General features: G+C 35.2%; 14 protein-coding genes. 2 read left to right on the forward strand and 12 right to left on the reverse strand.

Annotated features, from left to right (window positions below; all coding sequences use genetic code 11):
* Nucleotides 1-127: 127 nt before the first annotated feature.
* Complete coding sequence (locus BXY64_RS12605) at nt 128-1,438, reverse strand: SPFH domain-containing protein (RefSeq protein ID WP_120240343.1); 1,311 nt, start codon at nt 1,436-1,438, stop codon at nt 128-130.
* Nucleotides 1,439-1,828: 390 nt separating this feature from the next.
* Here BXY64_RS12605 and BXY64_RS12610 point away from each other — a divergent pair, with 390 nt between their 5' ends.
* Both BXY64_RS12610 and BXY64_RS12615 read left to right on the forward strand, forming a co-directional pair.
* Nucleotides 1,829-2,242 carry an OsmC family protein gene (locus tag BXY64_RS12610; protein ID WP_170150650.1) on the forward strand — a complete coding sequence of 138 codons (414 nt, stop codon included), beginning with the start codon at nt 1,829-1,831 and terminating at the stop codon, nt 2,240-2,242.
* Between the two features lie 147 nt (nt 2,243-2,389).
* Nucleotides 2,390-2,971, forward strand: a complete 582-nt coding sequence (locus BXY64_RS12615; RefSeq protein ID WP_120240345.1) for a peroxiredoxin-like family protein — start codon at nt 2,390-2,392, stop codon at nt 2,969-2,971.
* A gap of 43 nt (nt 2,972-3,014) precedes the next feature.
* On the opposite strand, the gene BXY64_RS12620 is transcribed toward BXY64_RS12615, so the two are convergent.
* The 11 genes from BXY64_RS12620 to BXY64_RS12670 form a co-directional block, all read right to left on the reverse strand.
* A complete protein-coding gene (locus BXY64_RS12620; RefSeq protein ID WP_120240346.1) occupies nt 3,015-6,032 on the reverse strand; it encodes a GH92 family glycosyl hydrolase in 3,018 nt (1,005 codons plus the stop codon).
* A gap of 102 nt (nt 6,033-6,134) precedes the next feature.
* Nucleotides 6,135-9,203, reverse strand: a complete 3,069-nt coding sequence (locus tag BXY64_RS12625; RefSeq protein WP_120240347.1) for an ATP-binding cassette domain-containing protein — start codon at nt 9,201-9,203, stop codon at nt 6,135-6,137.
* Nucleotides 9,204-9,758: 555 nt separating this feature from the next.
* Complete coding sequence (locus tag BXY64_RS12630; protein ID WP_120240348.1) at nt 9,759-10,565, reverse strand: hypothetical protein; 807 nt, start codon at nt 10,563-10,565, stop codon at nt 9,759-9,761.
* Nucleotides 10,565-10,999, reverse strand: coding sequence for an SRPBCC family protein (locus BXY64_RS12635; RefSeq protein ID WP_120240530.1), 435 nt, complete (start codon nt 10,997-10,999; stop codon nt 10,565-10,567). Before BXY64_RS12635 ends, BXY64_RS12630 begins: the two co-directional genes overlap by 1 nt.
* Nucleotides 11,000-11,044: 45 nt before the next feature.
* Nucleotides 11,045-12,058, reverse strand: coding sequence for a hypothetical protein (locus BXY64_RS12640; RefSeq protein ID WP_120240349.1), 1,014 nt, complete (start codon nt 12,056-12,058; stop codon nt 11,045-11,047).
* Nucleotides 12,059-12,115: 57 nt separating this feature from the next.
* The gene (locus BXY64_RS12645; RefSeq protein WP_120240350.1) at nt 12,116-12,571 is read right to left on the reverse strand and encodes a hypothetical protein; all 456 of its coding nucleotides are present in this window, start codon (nt 12,569-12,571) and stop codon (nt 12,116-12,118) included.
* A 67-nt stretch (nt 12,572-12,638) separates the two neighbouring features.
* Nucleotides 12,639-13,148, reverse strand: coding sequence for a hypothetical protein (locus tag BXY64_RS12650; protein ID WP_120240351.1), 510 nt, complete (start codon nt 13,146-13,148; stop codon nt 12,639-12,641).
* A gap of 54 nt (nt 13,149-13,202) precedes the next feature.
* Nucleotides 13,203-13,856, reverse strand: coding sequence for a hypothetical protein (locus BXY64_RS12655; protein ID WP_120240352.1), 654 nt, complete (start codon nt 13,854-13,856; stop codon nt 13,203-13,205).
* Nucleotides 13,857-13,932: 76 nt separating this feature from the next.
* Entirely contained in the window at nt 13,933-14,481 is a 549-nt protein-coding gene (locus BXY64_RS12660) for a hypothetical protein (RefSeq protein WP_120240353.1), read from the reverse strand.
* A gap of 7 nt (nt 14,482-14,488) precedes the next feature.
* On the reverse strand, nt 14,489-14,938 hold the full coding sequence (locus BXY64_RS12665; protein ID WP_120240354.1) for a carboxypeptidase-like regulatory domain-containing protein: 450 nt from the start codon (nt 14,936-14,938) through the stop codon (nt 14,489-14,491).
* Nucleotides 14,939-15,761: 823 nt separating this feature from the next.
* Nucleotides 15,762-16,508 (reverse strand): hypothetical protein, encoded by a 747-nt coding sequence (locus tag BXY64_RS12670; RefSeq protein ID WP_120240355.1) that lies wholly within the window; start codon nt 16,506-16,508, stop codon nt 15,762-15,764.
* Between the last annotated feature and the right edge of the window lie 355 nt (nt 16,509-16,863).

Consider the following 16,863-nt stretch of genomic DNA (forward strand, 5'->3'; position numbering starts at 1 on the left):
TCAAAAACTTAATATCGAAGTGATTTTTATTCAAAATTTTACTGCAATGGTTTGCAGAACAATCACAAAAAAAGCCTTCGCAAATTTCTTTGCAAAGGCCATAACTGAATTTCGAAAATTAAAAGGACTATTTTTTCAATTTCGTATCCATTAACTGATTTGCCATAGCAGCACCAATTAATGATTCAAGTGGTGTTTTTCCATTTTTGCCATCATTACCAGTAATCATTACATCCGGGAATTTAATTTTGGCAATCTCTTTAGCAACACCAATTGCAATTTCTTTTTCAATTTGAGCTCTTTCCTGAGGCGTTAAACCAGCCGAAACCAACTTCGCATTTTGATAAGATTCTGCATCAGCAGCTACTTTTTTTGCAGCTGATTTAAGCTTTTCGGTTTCTAATGCAATCGCTGCAAGTCTTTTGTTTGTTTCCTCTTGCTTCAATTTTGTTTCAATGGAAATCAAAGCCTTTACCTGTTCCTTTTCCTGAGCAACACGTTCTGCTGCTTTATCTCTTTCCCCCTCTGCTACGATACGTGCCTGAGCATCTTTTGCTGTTTTAATCTTCTGTTGCTCTAACTGTCTTTTTGCAGATTCATCACGCTGTGCTTCCAATCGCTTTTTAAATACTGCTTCCAAGATAACATCATCTACAATCACCTGAGCTACAATAATATTATTCTCGTTAATATCATGAGGGATACGAATGAATTTTCCATTTTTATCTTTTCTTTTCTTCACCTCATAACGTGTTTGAATTTCCTTGATCTCACGACTACTATCTTCAATCGAGGAAATTATGGTATCACGATACTCCAATTTTTCTACACTATAGGCTCCATCCTTTAACTGGTCTTCAATAGCAACCCTAAAGTCGGATGCAGATCCAGAAATATAATCTTGTGCTGCAAACATGTAACCAGTATTTGACACAACCTCACGAACTGTTGGAATCAAAGTATTTTGCGCTAAGTTTTGAAGTGACCTAAACTCAATTGCCATTTCAATGAATGATTCTTTATCTGTGGGCAATTGGAAACGAGTAGATAATTTTGCCGATGCAGTCACCTGATCGATAAAACGAATAGGAATTGGATTCATAACACCTTCTATATCATCATTATTCTCTCCCTTACTTACTACCTTAACATCAATATATTTCTGCCAAGGGATAATTTTAGCGAAACCTCTCCATTTAATACCTTCTGTCATCACAGCATCCTTTCCACCATTAGGATAAACAACAAAATACTGATATCCTGGTTCTGCCCAGAAAAACATAAATGGCAAAATAATCATAATAACTCCCGAACCTATTACGCCAAGAGAAAATCTGGAAGTGAGTTTCGAAAAAGCTTGCGCTTTGCTAACTAACAATGGCTTTAACAATAGCATTGCCAATCCTGCTAATACAATAATAACTCCTAATACAATCATAAATTAATTTGGTTTAATTGATTTTCTAATTCAAGGACCAAAGTATAATTTATAACTGAAAGATCTATTATTTTTATGTTCGTTTTCGATTAAGACAATTTTTACACCGTGAAACCTGTTTTTTTACATGTTATACTAAAAACAAAAAAGCTCACCACAAGGATGAGCTTCTAGTTCTATAAGTTCCCTCAATCTAAAAAGTCTCTAAACATTCTTAAATACAAGGTTTTCACCCTCTACATCCACCATTATTTTTTGATTGTCTGTAATGTTTTCGGACAGTATTTCATTTTTCTCAAATAAATGTCAATAGAAATTAACCTGATACATCTGGATATTTATATATATTTGCCAACTAAAATTCTAAAAACAATTCGAAAATATTATTATATGAAAGCAACAACTATCTGGACAAAAGGAATGTCATCGGTAATTACAGACAACAGAGGTCATGAAATCACAATAGATTTACCAGAAGCAAAAGGTGGAGAAGATCTTGGTGCAACAGCATTTGAAGTGTGTTTAATGAGCTACTCTGGTTGTGTAAACACAATTTTTAACATTGTAGCAAAGAAAATGCGTATTGAGTTCGAAGCATTGGTTGTTGATACTGTAGGATCTCAAAAAGATGGAGCTCCAACTTTCACTGATGTTGAAGTTGAGTTAAAAATTGATTCTGAAGCTAGTGATGAAAAAATCGAAAAATGCCTTCAGCAAACTTTAAAAATGTGTCCTGTAGGAGTTCTATTCCACCAAGCAGGTGTAAACACTACTTATAAGATTGAAAAAATGCAGAAGGCTTAAGCAAGCTGTACCACAACACTTAAATCCCTCGCCTTTGGTGAGGGATTTTTTTATCATTAACAAATCATTAACTCCTACATGATTAGTAATATTTGAACAGAACAAAAATAAAAGACTATTTTGTGTTTTATTTTAACATTCTATATCATGAAAAGAATATTTGGATTATTAATATTACTAATTAGCCTTACAAGCTATGCTCAAAGAGAAGCAAGCTCTATAAAAGTTGGCGATAAAGCACCTATGTTTGAAGCCAAAGATCAGAATGGGAATCTTGTTAAAAGTTCCGACATCTTGAAAAATGAACAACTGATCGTTGTATTTTACCGTGGAGAGTGGTGTCCGTACTGCAACAAACACCTTTCTCACTTACAGGAAAATCTTGGTAAATTCAAGAAAGCGGGAGCACAGTTGGTTGCGGTTTCACCAGAAATTCCGGTTAATGTGGATAAAACCATTGAAAAGACAAATGCAGAATATCCAGTATTGTTTGATGAAAACAGCAAAATCATGAAAAAATATGGGGTTGAATTCATGCTACCGGAACACTTACAAAAAAGATACAAGAACTATGGTGTAGACCTTAGTATTACCAATGGTAATAATGATCAATTATTGCCTGTTCCGGCTACCTATATCATAGGAAAAGACGGTAAAGTGAAGTACATACAATATGATCCTGATTACAAAAGCAGATCGAATGCTAAAGATATATTACAGCATTTGTAAACAAAAATGGGACTGTATATCCAAAACAGTCCCATTTTAAAATTTAATTAATCAGAATTTCATCAACAAAAATCCAATGCTTTCTGCCTCCAGCCATGTGCCAATCTGGTATTGGTCCATTCTTAAATGTTACTCTTAGGTATCGACAATTAACCGATGGAAATTCAATTACAGGTCTGCTTACATATCTGCGTTCATCTCCTGGAGATTCCATACTTATAGTTTTTACCAGTTGATAGTTCTTTTGATCATTTGAAACATACACTTCAATTTCATCAGGATTAAAGATCCATGCTCCTGGATAAATTAGAATTCCAGGTTTCACCTCACAAATGCCTCTTACTTCTCCAAGGTCAATATCAACATGTAGATCTTTCAAATCAACTCCTGTCCAAAATCCATCATTAAAGGTTATTGAGCCAAAACCTCCATCTACGAGTTGAGCTCCAGATTTTTCACCGTAACCAATACCATTGCCTTCCACCTTAACTTTTGGATAACCAGTTTGAGTATTAAATGGAATTCCTTTTAAATAATGTAAAAGCAAACTTCCACTCTCTTTTAGTCCTGGCTTAAATGCTTTGGCCTTAATAGTAGCATCCTCGTTGATCACGATTGGATTCTGATATTTTTTAGAATTCACTTCAGGTTCAGAACCATCTATTGTATATCTGATTTCTGCTCCTTTTGTGCCACAAAGCAATTCCACCGTTTTTCGCTTCTCAAAACTAAAAGTAATATCATTGACGTAAGGCATTAGAACCTGTTTTTCCTCATGCAGTTTGTAAGCTTCTGATGGCTTTATACCATTTAAGTCTGCCAAATCAGCCTTAGTGTTACCCCACTTTTTATTTGGTTTACTGCCCATTTCGAAAACCAGCTTACCTCCATGTTTAATTTGATCGTAAGTAATAAATGGTTTGGTAAATTCCTTATTATTTAGTTTTGCAGATTGGATGTAAATGTTCTTTGGGGAATTGTTATTAGCCACAACCGTAAACACCTTACCATTTTCAAGATTGATACTTGCTTTTTGATAGGCGGGAGATCCAATTTGATACTGGTTGCTACCCGGACAAACAGGATAAAATCCCAAAGCCCCAAAAATATACCAGGATGACATTTGACCCAAATCATCATTATTATCCAAGCCTGCAGGATGATCATGATAAAAGCGAGGAAGAATTTCCCTTACCAACTTCTGAGTTTTCCATGGCTGACCGGCATAAACATACAAGTAAGGCATTTGATGAGATGGCTCATCGCCATGACCATATTTTCCAATGAAACCGGAAATATCCACATGCTGTGAGCCTCCAATTTCAGAATCATCAGCAAAAATTGCATCCAGCCAGGAAGCAAATTTCTCCTTGCCTCCATGCAACTGCATTAGGTAAGCCATATCGTGAGGCACGTAAGACGAGTATCCCCAAATATTTCCTGACACATAGTTCTTCACCAATCCATCCCACTTGCTCTTATCCACATTCACCAGTTTACCATTTTGAAGTTTAGGCAATAAGTATCCCGATTCTACATCAAATAAGTTGCGGTATCCTTTCGACCTTTTCAGGAATAGGGAGGCATCATCGTTTTTTCCAAGTTTATGTGCCACCTGACTCAAGCACCAATCGTAGTAATTGTACTCGGTCGTTTTCGAAACAGAACTGCCAATTTCACCCGGAACAAAATCCATATCGATATAAAAGTTCATTCCATTTACATCGTAACTATTGCTATGTTTTTCCAGATTAAAAGCTGCCGCTTTCATCGCATCATAGGCAGCCTGATTGTCAATCCCTTCAATATCTTTCAAAATGGCATCAGTCATTACCGAAACGGTGCTGTATCCAATCATACAAACATTATCATGTCCCAAACATTCCCATACTGGTAAACCAACTTTTGAATCGGTATATCTTGATGAAAGTGAGTTCACAAAGTCAACTGTTTTCTCCTGCTCTACAATTGCCATTAAAGGATGAACAGCACGGTAGGTATCCCAAGTAGAAAAGTTACTGTACTGATCGAAATCGGAATGGTACTTTTTCCCTTCCACCATATATTCTCCGCTAACATCCGAAATCAAATTTGGTGATATCATGGAATGATAAAGGGCCGTATAGAAGTTTCTTTTGTCTGATAGTTGATCCGTTTCGATATGAAACTTATTCATTTTTTCTTCCCAAAGATTCTGAGCTTTTCTAAGCACCTTTTTAAATGATACTCCTTTTGCTTCAGCATCGAAATTGGCTTTGGCTCCTTCATAACTCACATGCGAAAGTGCTACTTTAACATCCACTGTTTCACCCGAACTCACATCAAAACTAACGAAAGCTTTCACTCGTTTAGCACTTGCTTTCTTTGTATCAGCCTGAATTTTATCATCTATCGCAACACCACTTTGTTCGAATGATTTGGAAAATTTCGCATAGAAATACACTTTCCGATCTCCTCCTTCTCCATTGCAATGCTTCCATCCTCTGATTTCACTATCCGATAAGATTTCAATTTCTGTTTCCTGAACATTCTCCATGATATTGTGGGTAGGATCAAGAATTACATTTCCTTGCCCGGCAGTATTGAAAGTATACCTGTGAAATCCAACTCTCGGCGTACAAGTCAACTCCACTTTTACATTGTAATCATCTAAAACAACAGCATAATATCCTGCCGAGGCTTCTTCTCTATCGTGTGAAAATCTGGAACGAAATCCATTGTCCGTATTTTCTTCCGTACCCGCTTTTACCTTTATTTCTCCTAAAGTTGGCATCAGTAAAATATCACCCAATCCTGCCAAACCAGCTCCACTAATATGGGTATGTGCAAATCCTTTTAAAATGGAATCGCTATAGTGATAACCCGAACACCAATCCCAGGCTTTAAAATCATTACTGGGACTTAGCTGCACCATACCAAAAGGCAAAGTTGCCCCTGGAAATGTATGAGCATGACCATCGGTCCCGATCATGGGATCGACATACTGAATCAGTTGCTTATTATCCGCAAAAAGACTAGATGTAATAAACAACAAAAGGAATATTTGAATTAATTTCTTCATGAATAAATTGCTTTAGGATACAATACCTATATATATCCTGCAAATAAAATCCTGCATGGTTAAGATTTTGATTAATTCATGATTAATCCTCTATATATTTCATTATTTCTGACGTTTTCTTCTAATTCTAATATCTCCTTCAGGCAATATGGTCACCCATAAAATTTCAATCAGCAGTAGGAATCTACGTAGCACATCAAAGTACAAGGAGAAATAGAAAATGATGCTCGTCAACCAAATTATTGTCACATTGAACCAAAATGTATCAACCAAATAATTGCCTAGTCGCTTTTGCGAGGCAAATAAGTGAGCTCGTCCATTCTGACTAATCGGAGTTTGAAAAACAGGATCTTTTAGTTGAATAAATTCGTCTTCATACCTTATCAACTTATTAATTTCTCTTCTGTTGGTTACAATTTGCTCGATCGCCTCGTTGTGATGGGTATTTTTATATTCAACGATTTTCTGTATATCGCCAAGTTCATCAATAATCTCTTCATAAACCTGATCTCTATGCATCGATTGTTCTTTGTATTCCTTCCAACCCGCTTGCTTTACATGCTCAAGCCAGGTTTGTACTCTTGCCGAAGAATCTCGCAAAACTTGCTTTGAAACTTCCAATTCTGTTGGAAAGGAATAGATATCGGAAAGTTTTATCAGTTCGTTTTTAAATACCCGATAGTGTTTATCGTTGTTTTCCTTTAACCATGACTTATAACTTTGCTGCATAGCAGGAATCAAGAAAGATGAACGAAACGACGATTCACTCATTGCCTTCTCATATGGGAAAAACTGCTTCTCAAATTGATTATTTTTAAATTGCTCAACTACCAAAGCCTCGTAAGCCCAACGCGAAGTCATTAAATCTCCAACAATTGGAACATACTTTTGCGTTGTAATGGCAGGATGCAATTTATTAAAGCTTACAATAACTCCCGAGAACAACAATTGTGGAACCAAAATAAAAGGTATGGATACATAAACAGCCACTACAGAATTTAATCCTGCTGACAGGTTTAAACCGATTAAATTGGCACATGCCGAAGCTGTATACAAGATTAACCAATACTCCCAGGTTAAGCCTTTAATTTCCAAAATATAGGTGGCGAGAATAACAAATAGAAAACTCTGAATGGCCGAAATGATCAACAAGATAATGACCTTGGAGTTTAGATAGCTCAATCGACTCAAATTCAAAAACTTTTCACGCTTCATCATTCTTCGGTCGTGAAGAATTTCTTCTGCCGAAATAATCAAGCCGAGGAATAAGGCAACAACCACTGCCATAAAAATAAAAGAGGGAATATTTTCATTCTTGGCAAATACATAGTCCAAATGATGAGATTCAGAACCACTAATGTACTTGGTAAAGTATCCCAAAATAATGGCTAAAAGAGGTGCCTCCAACAAAGTAATCAGCATATACTGCCTGTTACTCAGTTTGGCCTTAAAATCTCTTGAAAGGTAAATTTTCAATTGCTCCCAACGCTTTGGAATGTTAAAAAAGTTCTTGGGAATCAGTTTTTTTCTACCTGGCTTATGTACGCTGTTTTTCTTCTCAATATTCTCTTTATAGAGTTCATACCAATCATCAGAATTTCTTTTACGCTTACGAATTTGCTTGCCATATTCATTCATCATCCTGGCTTCAACAATTCGCAAAATCTGTTCGGAGTTCACGTTACCACATGTCAAGCATTCACTTTCATCGGCCTTTACGTAGTGCGATTGAGTTTTAAAATAAACAACTGCATCAATGGGGTTTCCAAAGTAAATTACCTTCCCTCCCTGGTCCATCATGATTAGCTTATCCAAAAGCTTGAAAATATCAGACGACGGTTGATGAATGTTACAAATCACCAATTTGCCTTTTAAAACCTGACGTTTCAGAAGAAGCATTACTTTCTCGGAATCCATACTCGATAAACCTGAAGTAGGTTCATCAACAAAAAGCACCGAAGGTTCACGCATTAACTCCAATGCGATATTTAATCGTTTTCTTTGTCCCCCACTAAGAACCTTATTAATCGGATCACCAACCTTTAAATCCCTGGCTTCAACCAAATCAAAATCCTCAATGGTTTTGTCAATGATTTCCTCAATTTTTTCATCCGAAGTGCCATCAAAACAAAGCTTGGCATTAAAATACAAGTTCTCGTAAACCGTTAGCTCCTCAACCAATAAGTCATCCTGAGGAACATATCCAATAACCCCTTCGAGTTTCTCTTTATCCGAATGAAGATCATAACCATTGATATAGATATTCCCCTGACGCAGGGATAAATTCCCATTCAATACATTTAGTAAGGTTGATTTTCCGGTACCACTACCTCCCATCACGCCTACCAATTGTCCTGAATTCATTTCCAGACTAACCGGATGAATCCCATTATTGGAACCAGGGAACTTAAACTCTATATTTTTTGCAATAAACTGAAGATCGGATAGGTTTTTCTTCTCGATAAAAATGGAAGAAATCTGGGAATAATAGATCGGATCAATTCTATGACTTCGAATAACCGAGCCATAGGATAGAATGTAAGCCCTATCAACTTTAATATTGTGTCCGTTCAAGAAAAGGTTGTACTCTCCAAAATATTTCATCAGGAAGGTATTGGTGCTTTCCAAATGCAGAACAAAAATCCTTCCTCGAAGCTTCTCACTCTGGATATGTTTCACCACCTCATGCGACCACTCCTCATTATTATCAATTAATAAAAGATGCTCGTTGAACGGTATAGAAAATTCATCGCCAATCAGAAATTGTCGACTTAATTCGAACTCTTTTTTGGGAATATTAAAGGTTTTTGAAACGGTTTTTACCAAATCCAATTCATCATGACCTGTGTATTCTGTTTCATCAATAAACTCAAGCAATTGAAGCATGATCCAAACCTTCTGCTCCTGCTCTACTTCCTCTACTAATTTTTCACAAACATCTTTTACCTGTGGATGCTTGTTTACAGAGGAAACCTCACCCTTTTCATCACAATGTGAGTCTCTTAAGTATCGCTCAAAATCCTGTAGATATTTCTCGGTCCACTCCTTACTAAACTGTTTCTGAAGCCATACTTCAACAACATCACGTGCTGCTGTTTCGAATCCCAACTTTTGCTCATCCACAATAATGGCAAAAAGTCTCATTAAGGCTTTCAGTAACGATTCATTCATAGTCTAGGTTTGGAATTGGTTTTTGGTTTTAACAAGGCCTAATTTAGATAAATAAAATGAGCTATGGAAACTACTGTTTTAAAGAGAAATTTAGGATTGTCTTAAGAAATCTTTTAAAGTTCTATGTTTCAATTAAAAAATATTTTTAAATAGAAATTCTTTGAACATCACAGAAATAAAGACTTACAGCTCCTCTTTCCATTACTATCAACCTGAAGATCAAACTCCTTTAAGGTTTTTTAACACTTATTCTCAGGTCTTAACCGATTCTTGCCATACCTTTGTAATGTACTACAAAAGATAGTATTTTCATAGATTAAAGATTTAGGTTAGTAATTAGTGGTTAGAGAGAATCCCGGACGCCCGTTCGGGATTTTTCGTTGTTATAATGGTATCAAACGATAAGGTTATAATTACTTAACATCAGCTTAATCCAGTTCGCTGTAAGCAATCATATATTTGTATTGTAAAAAGCCTTAAAAGTTTTTTTTCATAGATTAGATTTAGGTTAAATTTAGTGGTTAGATTTGAAATCCGGGTGGGGACCCGGATTTTTTAATTTATCTGAACATGAATATGATCGTCATGTCTTACCGATCGGCAGCCATGAAACCTAACTCTTTTATCCTCTAATTTGAGTCTCTGCTCCAAATGCGGCTCAATAAACATTTTAGTGAGTTTTCTTTGACTTAAAATTGCTTCAATTAAAGCATTGGTTCCACTTTTAGAAAACTTTAAATCATCATTAATTCTTCCAAAAATTAAATATTTTGGATAATCATATTGAAAATATCCTTTTTGCAAACAATCTTTACATTGATCAACCTCATTCCTTAACGGATTTTCAAATACTCCATACCCACTTATTGACTTGCTTTTATTGACGATTTGTCCATTGATATCTTCATATACCAAACTAAAATCAACCTTACAGCCATCATTATGACTCAAATGTGGTAACAAAGGAAAACCATCAAAAAATGGAAAACAAGCATCCAAATACCGAGCTTTTACTTCTGGTTTCTTTTCAGCCAGGTTGCGTGAAATATTTTGCAAAAACTCATGGGTTTCGGGAGTAACATAGTTGCGATTCAATAATACTGTTGCAAAGCTTGCAGCTTGCAAATTATCATTATTTCTAATCTTCTCCCTTCCAAACCATGGAGCAACAATAGGAACAATCAGAAAACTTGCTGTGACATATAAAACTATAAAAACCACTAGTTTTTTACCCCAAAAGGCAAACTTAATTCTGTTACTTAAAACAATGCCAATTAAGTAGATCAATCCGCCTATTTGCGTTATAATGGTTAGAAGAACAAATAATATCAATCTACCAAGATTTTGTATCAGTACCTTCATTATTCCTCCAAATACTCCTTTAATCTCTGGTTGATAAAATATTTCCAGCCACCTTCACAACTCTCTCTTCTGAATTCAGGAACATCATCTGAGAAGGTATCTATTCCACTTGCTGTAACTCTTATTTTGCAGACTTCATTTTCTTCGAACAGTTCGTAACTCACCATGGCAATCCCGTCGTATCCTTCATATTCCCATTGGCAAACCAATTTCTCGAATGGAATAACTTCAGTAATTTTCCACAAATGCATAAACTCTCTTTCACCAGCATCCACATTAAACTGGGTTTTAAAACCAACTTCAGCCTTATGATCCGGCATTTCAGCAAAAAACCATTGCCTCATTTCAATTGGATCGGTAATGGCTTTCCAAACTTGTTCTCTATTTACAAGAAAGCTTTGTTCTGTGATTATTGGTGCGTTATCCTTATCCATAGTAAATTCATTTTTTCTTGTTTGCATGTTAATCAAACACTGCATTTATCCCTTTAATTCTTTATATAAAACAAAACCTCCATTGATGTGGTCAATGACAATAAAATAGTTCGATCTGGACGATTCGGCTGCAATAATTGCTCCCAAAACGCCAAAAAACATACTGGCTCCAACTACATCACCGGCATTTGCTGTAGATTGAATATCACCTACAAAATAAAAATAGTCTTTGCTTTTATACAGTGGATAATAACCATACCTGGTTGCAATAAGTGGTTTTCCATCAATTACCAATGCATAAACATCTTTTGATTTAACTTTAACCTGTCCCTTTATTTCATCCTCAATTTTAACCCAAGCAATACTATTGTCTTTTCTTCTTTTAATCGTAGGCTGCTCATCAGGCATTTGATCTCTAAATGCTGCATATGTATAGTAAAGTCCATCCTTGTATTCTTTGGTACAATAAAGCTTCAAATCCTTTTTTTCATAGCTATCCAACTCTACAATATCATTGTAAGAATACAATATTTCCTCCTTCTTGTCATTCTTTAAATTGTCCTGTATAAAATCCGTGATGGTTTTACTTCCTAATCTTAAAAGCTTCTTGGTTACATCCATTCCTTTTACTTGCGACAAAGAATCAATAGAAGCTAATTTTCTGTATGAATTACCTTCTTTTGCATAAAGGATCGCTCTTATATAGAAATATCCTTTTTCGCTTGTGGCTTTTGTTAACTCGGCAAAAGATATTTTTCTTAGTTGAAGTAGAAGTTCTCCATTTCCAGAATTATCAACTGTTGACGAATCTAGAATGTCATTAAGCTGGTTAGTAAAAGGCTTTTCCCAAATTACCTTCACTTTATTATTAAACATTCCAAGTTGAACGAAACCTAGATTGGTAGTATCCACTCTTGAATCAATCCAATCTATTTTACTGTACAAGCTTCCTTCTATTTTTTGTTCCGGATCTATTAATTTGAATTCTTTATGGGTACGCTGCGCCTTTAGATAACTTGCATTAAAAAGCACAAGTAGGATTACAAATAGATTTTTCATCGAATTAAGAATATGGTTTAGGGTTTATTTAGGATTAGATTTAAAAATAAGTCACATTTACTTTTTTCGTTCATAATAAGTAACAGGCCCATCCACATAAGATTGGTTGATGATTAAGCTATCATTTTCGGTAGAAAAGAATGACTCTGTTCCATTATTGATGACCAAAACCAATGTAGAATCACTATTGGCATCCATCGAGTTATCTATCCTGTATTTTAGTTTGTATGGATACTTGTGACTCAATTCCTCATCCCTATAATACTCCACCGTATCGTTTGTTTTGAACACAATACTTTCCTGGTATCCTTCTGATTCTGGCGTAAATTCGCTTCGTGTGCGTGGACTTTCGGTTTTTATCCATTGCCATTCTCCTTGCAGCGATTTATATGCCTCACCTAAAAAATCATCTTCCGGTTTTTCATCGGTACAAGCAATCGTAAGGTAAAGTATACCAATAAGGATCACTACATGTGCAAAAGGATTTTTTCTGGTATATTCTTTCGGTATCATACTCAAAGGTTTTGTTGATCCTACTAATTTAAAGCATCTAGTTCTTTTAAACCTGACATTCTGAATTTTATTTGTTTAAAGCATTCTCTAAAAACCACATTAAATTCCCCTTAAAATAGAACATCAACAAGGCAATAGAGAAACCAATAACCAAAGCAATTCCATTCAGTTTCATCTGTTTGGTTGTGGATGCTATATGATATCTTTTTTGCATTACACCCAAATTTATCAACACAAATAGTATTACAGGCAGTACTAATGCCCAAAAACTAAACTGAGAATTGGGAGATAAAAGCGGGATTGTTCTGTAAAACAATATCAATGATGGCAGTATTAGCATCAACACAAAACCAATAGGTTTGCGTATGAATACACCTGTTATGGCAAGCATGCAAATAATAGGATCGAAAAGTAAATTTGATCTCAAGATGATCATAGGGTTTTCAAACAGATAATTCACCGAATAAAAAGCTCGCACATAATTTACCTGTTCGTAAATTCCCACTCCCAATTTCATTAACATTAGAATTAATACTAGGGCAACAACCAAGTTTTCTATAATTTTTGTTCTATCCATCTCGTTATAAACACAAGTTACAGGTTTGTGGCAGTTAGTAGCTTATAAGTACTTTTATTTCCTACTTCCATAAATTCGATTAAAATCCTCTAACATTTCAACAATATCACGTCTCTTGTAGGTTTTGTCTTTAATCCGATCAGCTATTTTCGGATAATCTTTAAATACGGCCAAAGCTGCCTTCTTAAAGCTTTTTCCAATTCCACCACCATCACTCAAAAAGTAAGTAACAAAGTCTTGGTTCTCATTACAGATGTAAAATCGTTCAACTGGTGCACCTGCAGTTCCACCCATAGCCGTTCCTGATGAACTCATCCGCGGTGCTCCTGCAGAAACTTCGCTATACAATGCCATTTTACCATCAACAAGTAATCGCAACAACTTGGGTTTTGTCGTATACCTTTTCTTTTTAATCATTTTGTAATGAAAAGTGTAGAAATCCTTATTATAAGTGGTAAAACTCCCAAGTAAAATTACATCCTCCCTTTTGGACAGAGTTTTGTTTATTTTCAAGCCCCTCAGAGTTCGAAAATTATAAATTACTGGTTCGCTTTCCTTATCCTTTCTGAACTTTACGGTTTGATCTGCCTTCATTCTGGCCAAACCTTTCAATACTTCTCCATTTCTAAGATATAGTGTAGCTTGTTTATTCTGCGCAAAAACATTGCATGAAGTTAATAGGGCAATTAGTAGTAATAGGTTTCTCATTTATCAGTAGTTATTTATTTTATTCTTCTTGTGATTATTCATAATCAGAAAAACTCCAATTAAAAGTGGAATCTCCCTAGCTTATCCATTCATTAAAAGTCTTCTCCAACAACCATTTTTCCCCTTCTCTTTGATATAATCTGCATAAACCTCCACCATTTACTCTGCCATACATTGAATATTCATATACAAAGGCATATTTGTAATCCTCTGAAAAAATCGGGATAGAAATACCGGAAACACAATTATATTTTTCAACCAAATTCTCCCAAAAGGGAAGATTTTTACTTTTCATCTCCTCCATAAAAAAATGAAACTCTTTTATTGGAATTTGGTTTTCTGCGATTAGCATTTGATTTTCAAAATTCTCACACAATTTTTTCTGCTCTTTTATTATTTTCCGAACATCTTTTCCCAAATACATGGCTAACTCTGATTCCAAATCCTGACTTGTGATAATTGGTGGAAGATATGCCCCATATGAATGAATTAAAAACAGACCAGATTTATCATTAAATTCTTTTTTTATTTGATTTAGAAATATCAAAGATTCTTCAATGTAACAGTCATTATTTCTACAGGAAAACAATAAGAACAACCCTATTATTAATATTACTTTTTTCATGTACTATTCAATCTCTATACCTTACAAATTCCTGCTTATAGTTCACCGTGTCCGTTTTAAATATTCCTTTCCCAAAAGCCTTTTTACGAACTTCAGATAATTTATCGAACCGCTTCTTTCTAAGTCTATCTACTCTTCTTAATGTCATAAAGTCATATATTGCATCAAACATCATGATTACCTCCAGTTGATTACAATTACTCTCGAATTGAATAGTTAACCATTCCATTCCCACAAAAGCAAATATTAACTGATTGGTATCTTTTGGGATGGTTATATTAAACTCCCCATCAATGTTAGTTTGTCCTATTTCAACCGTATCTGTATTAAAGATTGTAACACTAGGTATTAATTCTAAGTTCTCATCAATTACAATTCCCTTTATCGATTTTTGTTGTCCATAAACATTAAAAACCAATAATGTAAAAATTGAAATTACTAATGTTAGTTTATTCATATTTTTCTTTTAGCCCAAGACCCAAGCACTAAATTTAACAATTCCCCCTTATCCATTCCTCATCATTTTATGAAACTTTTGCTAGAATTATTATAAATAACTACTCTCTTGTTCTAATACGATTATTGTCATGTTAATATTCTTGCTTAATGAGTTATGGCTTTTGCTTTTTGAGTACCAACTTTTAACTTCTGAGTAATCTTTTTTCCAATTTGAGTTAGGATTTTACCTTTCTGAGTTTAATCTTTCCTAATATGAGTTAACTCAGACACCAATTTTGGTAACTCCGATAGGTATCTTGGCTACTCAGACGGGGTAACAGCTTACTCAAATGGGTATTTTAGCTACTCAGAAGGGGTATTTGTTAACTCAGACGGGTATTGGGGCTACTCAAAAGGGTATTTTGCTTACTCCGAAGGGGAATTGAGCTACTCAGATGCTATTTTCTTAACTCCGATCGGTAAATACTGGGCTACAGAGGATTTTAATTAACTAAATATTATACCTCTTCAATTTTTCAGAAATTAATTACAAAAAAAGAAGGATCATTCAATGCATTATATGCCACGGTGCGCTGCACCTTTTTTCATAGGCAAATACTAAGGCTATAAAGACTACGCAGCTCTGCTGCTTCAGTAGATTTAAAGTCCTAACCAATACTTTTGTCCTGAGAAAGGTGCATCGCACCGAAGTATTTATAGGATGCAATCAATGTGATAAATCAAGGTACAGCGTACCGCGGTATTTAAGTTTTAAATAGAAATTTTGCAAAATAAAGAGTCCCGTTTAACAACAGGACTCTAATCATGATACTATTCATTCGCTAATTTACTGGCGCTTCGCTAGTTTCCTTCTTGTAAGCATCATTTCTTTTTTTCCAATACTTACTCTGGTAGCGTTTCAGCCTCTTTTCATCTTTTCTGAAAAGATATTTGCCTGCTGCGCGTAACTCATCCAGCCCTTCTTTAAGATAGGTGTAGGATTTATCGCGTAACAATTTGGCCTCGCTACCACTTAAACGATTCTCGTTGGCAATGGCCAGTGCATTTGAGGCATCAACACCCAACTTCTCCAAATCATCCAATTTAGTTAGGTTGTAGTTAATGGCTTGCAATGGTTCAGGATGCTTTCTTCCCAACACAACCAAATCGCTGATGTCTTGCAAAGTATCGGCATGCGTACTTCCATCGTCAATATCCGAAATGGCATCCATTACATTGTCAACGTTTCGATAGGCATACTTAAAAGTATGAATGGTATCGAACTTTGCCTCGGTGGCCTGCTCTCTTAAAGCTGCCCAATCTTCCTCGGCATTATTGACACAGTGGTTTTCTTCCAACCAAAGCGACTCGGTCTCCTGACATGCACCTGCTCTTTGCTCCAAATTATCCGTTTTTTCCGACGTATAATTAATGGTTGCCAAAGCATCGGCATCAACGCGAGCACATCTTACCGTGTCGTAGGTTTCACGAACCAAAACATTTACAGGAACGGTAATTGCAATCACCCTATCGTTGGGTATTGCCAAAATTGTTGGCTTTAATACTTCCAAAGCCTTTTCTTCGTCCATTTTATAACAAGTTAAAGTTTTAAATAAAATTTGGGTAGTAACTTCTGTGTAAAGAAGTAATGAGAGGGTAGTCTGTATGCAATATTGTCCGCAGGCAATATTGCTAGCGCGCTTAAGACTAAAGAGTAAAGAATTTTATTTACAACTATTGATTTACAATAGTATAATTAAAGCTAAGCATTTTAATTAACACCATAATGTTAAAAAATCTTAAAATATAATTTTCACACAAAGAGCTTTGTATATGAATTTTTAAATTTTCGCTCAAAATTGTAAATTCGCTACGCCTGTAATAAACTGAGTATTTAATGGATTCACTTAGCAGATAACAGGCAATAAAAATTCAAGTTTTAAT

The organism is Marinifilum flexuosum, from assembly GCF_003610555.1.
Taxonomy (GTDB): Bacteria; Bacteroidota; Bacteroidia; order Bacteroidales; family Marinifilaceae; genus Marinifilum; species Marinifilum flexuosum.

Coding starts and splice junctions, on each gene's coding strand:
- BXY64_RS12605 (WP_120240343.1), bottom strand. CDS start 1,438: ATGATTGTATTAGGAGTTATTATTGTATTAGCAGGATTGGCAATGCTA.
- BXY64_RS12610 (WP_170150650.1), top strand. CDS start 1,829: ATGAAAGCAACAACTATCTGGACAAAAGGAATGTCATCGGTAATTACA.
- BXY64_RS12615 (WP_120240345.1), top strand. CDS start 2,390: ATGAAAAGAATATTTGGATTATTAATATTACTAATTAGCCTTACAAGC.
- BXY64_RS12620 (WP_120240346.1), bottom strand. CDS start 6,032: ATGAAGAAATTAATTCAAATATTCCTTTTGTTGTTTATTACATCTAGT.
- BXY64_RS12625 (WP_120240347.1), bottom strand. CDS start 9,203: ATGAATGAATCGTTACTGAAAGCCTTAATGAGACTTTTTGCCATTATT.
- BXY64_RS12630 (WP_120240348.1), bottom strand. CDS start 10,565: ATGAAGGTACTGATACAAAATCTTGGTAGATTGATATTATTTGTTCTT.
- BXY64_RS12635 (WP_120240530.1), bottom strand. CDS start 10,999: ATGGATAAGGATAACGCACCAATAATCACAGAACAAAGCTTTCTTGTA.
- BXY64_RS12640 (WP_120240349.1), bottom strand. CDS start 12,058: ATGAAAAATCTATTTGTAATCCTACTTGTGCTTTTTAATGCAAGTTAT.
- BXY64_RS12645 (WP_120240350.1), bottom strand. CDS start 12,571: ATGATACCGAAAGAATATACCAGAAAAAATCCTTTTGCACATGTAGTG.
- BXY64_RS12650 (WP_120240351.1), bottom strand. CDS start 13,148: ATGGATAGAACAAAAATTATAGAAAACTTGGTTGTTGCCCTAGTATTA.
- BXY64_RS12655 (WP_120240352.1), bottom strand. CDS start 13,856: ATGAGAAACCTATTACTACTAATTGCCCTATTAACTTCATGCAATGTT.
- BXY64_RS12660 (WP_120240353.1), bottom strand. CDS start 14,481: ATGAAAAAAGTAATATTAATAATAGGGTTGTTCTTATTGTTTTCCTGT.
- BXY64_RS12665 (WP_120240354.1), bottom strand. CDS start 14,938: ATGAATAAACTAACATTAGTAATTTCAATTTTTACATTATTGGTTTTT.
- BXY64_RS12670 (WP_120240355.1), bottom strand. CDS start 16,508: ATGGACGAAGAAAAGGCTTTGGAAGTATTAAAGCCAACAATTTTGGCA.